This window comes from Curtobacterium sp. B18 (assembly GCF_000333375.1).
In the GTDB taxonomy this organism is placed as follows: Bacteria; Actinomycetota; Actinomycetes; order Actinomycetales; family Microbacteriaceae; genus Curtobacterium.
In genome coordinates this window covers 1-4,704 of record NZ_BACZ01000203.1, presented here as the reverse complement: position 1 = coordinate 4,704, position 4,704 = coordinate 1, and the positions used below count along the sequence as shown (strand labels likewise).

Genomic DNA, 4,704 nt, shown 5'->3' with positions numbered 1-4,704 from the left:
CGGAGAACTCGTGCGGGTACCGGTCGATGTAGCTCGGCTCGAGGCCGACCAGCTCGAGGGAATCGCGCACCCGTCGACGGATCTCGTCTTTCGGCACACCCTGCACGGTGAGCGGTTCGCCGATCACGGAACCGATGTCGAGCCGGGGGTCGATGGAGGCCATCGGGTCCTGGAAGACGACCTGGATGTCGCTGCGGAGCGCACGGCGGTCGGCCTTCGACAGCGAGCCGGTGTCGACACCGTTCACCCTGATGGTGCCCTGCTGGGCGCCGGCGAGCTCGAGGATCTCCATGATCGTGGTCGTCTTGCCGCAGCCGGACTCGCCGACGAGGCCGAGGACCTGCCCGCGCTTCAGGGTGAGGGAGATGCCGTCGACCGCGTGCACCTCGCCGATGCGCCGACGGAACAGCGCACCCTTCGTCAGCGGGAACGTCTTCACGACGTCGTCGAGCTGCAGCACCACGTCGTCGCCGTGGTCGATCTCGGCCTCGGGCACGTCCTCCGGACGCGGGAAGATCTCGGAGCGAGCGAGCGTCCCGGCGGCGATCTCGTCGCGGCGGATGCACGCGGCGGTGTGCTCGTCGTCGAAGGCGCCGTTCGAGATCGTGGGCGTCGCGGGGCCGGGGGCTCGCCGTCGGCGTGGTCGTCGGTGACCCCGCTCCTGCGCGCCCGCGGGATCGCCCACACCCTCGCGGACAACGCCATGACGTCGCTCCGGGACGACGAGGCGTCGGTGCGGGCCCTGATCGACGGGATCGAGGGTCCGGTCCTGCTCGTCGGGCACTCGTACGGCGGCGCGGTCATCACGAACGCCGGCACGCACGAGCGCGTCGTCGGCCTGGTCTACGTGGCAGCGTTCGCCCCGGACACCGGCGAGTCCGTGTCCGCGATCGTCGAACGCCACGAGCCCGCGCTCGTGGCGCAGTACACGCACCGTGGACCCGACGGCGGGTGGATCACCCGCGACGACGAGGAGTCCCGTGCGGCGCTCGCGTGGGACGTCCCCGAGGACGTCCTGCGTGCGGCGCGGTACGAGCGCCGCGTGACCGCGGACGCCGCGTTCCAGCAGCCGACGCGCGAGCCCGCGTGGGCGACCCGGCCGAGCTGGTACCTGGTGGCGACGAGCGACCGGCACCTGCTGCCGGAGATCCAGCGCGGCTTCGTCGCTCGCATGCGCGCTGCGTCCGAGGAGGTCGACACCAGCCACGCCGTGGCGCACGCCGCCCCGGCGCAGGTCGTCGCGGTGATCGAGCGGGCGATCGCCGCGGTGTCCTGACCGCCCGGTGGTGCCCACGGTCAGGAGGCCGTGGGCACCAGACCGTTTAGGTCCTTGACCACGCGTCCGGACTGCAGGACCGCGCGCACGTTGGCCGCGTCGGCGAGCGCGCCGATGTCGACCAGCGGGTCGACGCGGGAGACGACCAGATCGGCCTCCTTGCCGGCCTCGACGGAGCCGAGCCGCGCCTCCAGTCCGAGGAGTCGCGCTCCCTGGAGCGTGCCCGCCGTGACGGCCTCGAGCGGGGTCAGACCGACCTGGACGAGTCGCGCGAGTTCGGCGAGGTTCCTGCCGTGTGGGTGCACGCCGGCGTCCGTGCCGAGCGCGACCGGGACCCCCGCCGCGACGGCGCGTCGGACACTGTCGATCCCGCGCCGGTGCAGCGCGGCCCGGTGGCGCAGACGCTCCGCGGAGGCGGTCGCCGGATCGAGCTCGCGGAGCAGCGTGCTGAGGGTCGGCACGAGGGCCGTCCCGCGCTCGACCATCAGGGCGATCGTCTCGTCGCTGAGGTCGTAGCCGTGCTCGATGCTCGACGCTCCTCCGAGCACGGCGGAGCGGGCCGCACTGTCCGTCAGCGCGTGGGCGGTCACGGGTCGGCCACCGCGTTCGCCGACGAGGCTGACGACCAGACGGACCTGCTCCTCGGTGATGCCGACGTCGTCCGGATCGTCCGTCGGCGAGCCCACCCCGCCGGACGTCGAGACCTTGATCGCGTCGGCACCCGTGCGGAGCAGGGTGCGGACCGTGCGGACGACGTCGTCGTCGGTGTCGACCACCCCCGGGGCGGGCATGCCCGGCCGAACCGCCCACGCTGGGAGGGAACCGTTCGGGCGGACCGGGTCGGCGTGTCCGCCGGTGGGCGAGAGCATCGCGATCGCGAGGTGCAACCGTGGGCCCGCGACCGTCCCACGGGCGACGGCGTTGCGGTAGCCCGGTGTGAGACCGTCCAGGTCCCGCGCCGTGGTGACTCCCGCGTCGAGGGTGGCGCGGAGCACCTCGGCGACCTCGAGCACGTCCTCCTCGGGGAACCGCGCCCGCTGCTCCTCCGGGGCGGTCGGGACCATGCTCAGGTGCACGTGCGTGTCGATGAACCCCGGCAGCAGCCAGGTCCCGGTCAGGTCGGCGACGGCGACGCCCGGCGCCGGAGCGCGCCGCGGTCCGGCGTACACGACCACGCCGTCCCGCAGCTCCACCTCGGCGTCGGGCAACGGTGCCGCACCGGTGCCGTCCACGAGGGTCGCACCGACCAGGCGGAGCACCCCGGGGGCGGACGGGGTCGTCGGGAGTCGTGCCGTCACTGGCGGGACCTTCCGTGATGGGTCAGGCGGTCAGGCTGAAGCGGGCGGAACCGGGATCCGCGTCGAGGAGCCGGCGCGTGTACCAGTGCTGCGGGTCGGCGTAGATCTGCTCCACGGGGCCGGACTCGACGACCTCGCCCTGGTACAGCACCACGACCTCGTCGCTCACCCGCTGCACGACGGCGAGGTTGTGCGAGATGAAGACCATCGTCAGGCCGAGTGACTCCTTGACGTCGGCGAGCAGGTCGAGGATCTGGGCCTGCACCGAGACGTCGAGCGCCGAGGTGATCTCGTCGGCGATCACCAGGTGCGGGTCGATGACGAGCCCGCGCGCGATCGCGATCCGCTGCCGCTGCCCGCCGGAGAACTCGTGCGGGTAGCGGTGCATCATGTCCGCCGAGAGCCCGACGCGTCCGAGCCAGCCGCCGATCCGTTCCTCGTGGGTCGCGACGCGGGGACGGATCGGGTCGATCGCCTCGGCGAGGGTCTGCGCCACGGTGCGTCGCGGGGAGAGGGACGAGTACGGGTCCTGCGGGATCATCTGGATGCGCCGCCGGGCTGCGTGCAGGGCCGACCGGTGCGCGCGGCCGAGGTCGACGCCGTCCACCGTCACGTTCCCGGCCGCTGGCTTCACCGTGCCGACGAGCACCTTCGCGAGCGTGGACTTGCCGGACCCGGACTCGCCGACGACGCCAACCGTGCGGCCGCGCTCGAGTCGCAGGTCCACTCCCCGCAGGACGGTCGTCGAGCCGAAGGCCACGTCGAGCCCCCGGACGTCGATCATCGGCCCCGGGTCGGTCGCCGACTGCGGGCGGGTCGTGCTGGTGTCGGTCACGCGTGCGCCTCCGTCTGCTGTTCTGGGACCCGCACGACCGGCGTGGCCGCGAGCAGCTGCTTCGTGTAGGGGTGTTCGACGGTCTCGGGCGACAGGCCGGCGACGTCGTCGATGCGCTCGACGACCGAGCCGTTCCGCATCACGAGGACCCGGTCGCACAGTGCCCGGACGACACCCAGGTCGTGCGAGATGAAGAGCACGGCGGTGCCGGACTCCTCGTTCATCCGCTTCAGCACGGTGAGGACCTCGCGCTGCACCGTGACGTCGAGCGCTGTGGTCGGTTCGTCGGCGATGAGCAGGTCGGGCTTCGTGCTCATCGCGGACGCGATCATCGCGCGCTGCTTCATGCCGCCGGACAGCTGGTGCGGGTACTGCCGCAGCCGGCCCTCGGGGTCGGTCAGCTTGACCGCCCGGAACCCCTGGGTGAGCAGGCGCAGGGCGTCGCGTCGACTGTGGCGCAGGCGCATGCGCAGGACGTCGGACAGCTGGATGCCGAGCACCATCGCGGGGTTCAGCGCGGTGCCGGGGTCCTGGTAGACGAGGCCGATCCGTGACGCCAGCACCCGGTCCGGGACGCGGCCGAGCAGGTCGACCCCGCCGAGCTCGAGTCGTCGGGCGGAGGCCTCGAGCCCCTCGCTGAGCAGTCTGGCGACCACGGAGGCGGTGAGGGACTTGCCCGAGCCGGACTCGCCGACGATCCCGAGCACCTCGCCGCGGCGGATGGTGAAGGACACGTCGTCGACGAGGGGGCGCCCGCTCGCACCGTGCCGCACGGTGATGCCGTCGGCGACGAGCACGGCGTCGTCCTCGACCGCGATCGTCGGTGCCGCGGGATCGCGGGTCGTCCGCGCGCGGGTCGTGTTCGACCGGGGGTTCGCGGCAGCGGCGAGGCCGTCCCCGACGAGCAGCGCGGCGAGTGACGCGAAGGTCAGCGCGACGGCCGGCCCGACGATGACGACCGGGTTCACCACGATGCGGTCGAGGCCGTCGTTCAGCAGGGTTCCCCAGTCGAACGCCGGGGTCTGCGCGCCGAGCCCGATGAAGGACAGGCCGGAGATCTCGACGAGCGCCCCGGAGAAGGCGCCGGCGATGAGGATCAGGGTCGGCTCGGCCATGTTCGGCAGGACGTGCCGGACCGCCACGCGATGTGCCGGGACCCCCATCAGCCGAGCCGTGGTGACGTACTCGCTGGTGGAGATCTTCGCGGCGAGGTTCGCGGTCAGCCGGGCGAACCCGGCGATGTTGGCGACGGCGATGGCGACCACCACCTGGACCATGCCCTGCNGAGGATCGCC

At 72.8% G+C, this 4,704-nt stretch carries 5 protein-coding genes; 1 reads left to right on the top strand and 4 read right to left on the bottom strand.

From position 1 onward, the window contains the following. Nucleotides 1-685: ATP-binding cassette domain-containing protein (locus I5E_RS24250; protein WP_261974860.1), on the bottom strand; the 685-nt coding region annotated here is incomplete at its 3' end. Here I5E_RS24250 and I5E_RS24245 point away from each other — a divergent pair. Beyond that, a complete protein-coding gene (locus I5E_RS24245; RefSeq protein WP_042723608.1) occupies nt 575-1,276 on the top strand; it encodes an alpha/beta hydrolase in 702 nt (233 codons plus the stop codon). The two genes, I5E_RS24250 and I5E_RS24245, sit on opposite strands and share 111 nt — an antisense overlap. A 20-nt stretch (nt 1,277-1,296) precedes the next feature. Here I5E_RS24245 and I5E_RS05350 read toward each other — a convergent pair whose 3' ends face one another. Genes I5E_RS05350 through I5E_RS05340 form a run of 3 tightly spaced genes read right to left on the bottom strand, consistent with a single transcriptional unit; the run spans nt 1,297 to nt 4,686 of the window. Continuing rightward, nucleotides 1,297-2,574, bottom strand: a complete 1,278-nt coding sequence (locus tag I5E_RS05350; protein WP_022906084.1) for a metal-dependent hydrolase family protein — start codon at nt 2,572-2,574, stop codon at nt 1,297-1,299. A gap of 22 nt (nt 2,575-2,596) precedes the next feature. After that, on the bottom strand, nt 2,597-3,409 hold the full coding sequence (locus I5E_RS05345; protein ID WP_022906083.1) for an ABC transporter ATP-binding protein: 813 nt from the start codon (nt 3,407-3,409) through the stop codon (nt 2,597-2,599). Continuing rightward, a complete protein-coding gene (locus tag I5E_RS05340) occupies nt 3,406-4,686 on the bottom strand; it encodes an ATP-binding cassette domain-containing protein (protein WP_022906082.1) in 1,281 nt (426 codons plus the stop codon). The genes I5E_RS05345 and I5E_RS05340 overlap by 4 nt, the downstream gene beginning before the upstream one ends. Nucleotides 4,687-4,704: the final 18 nt, after the last annotated feature.

Bases quoted from the DNA above. Each gene is read 5' to 3' on its own strand.
- I5E_RS05340 (WP_022906082.1), bottom strand. From the start codon at position 4,686: ATGGTCCAGGTGGTGGTCGCCATCGCCGTCGCCAACATCGCCGGGTTC.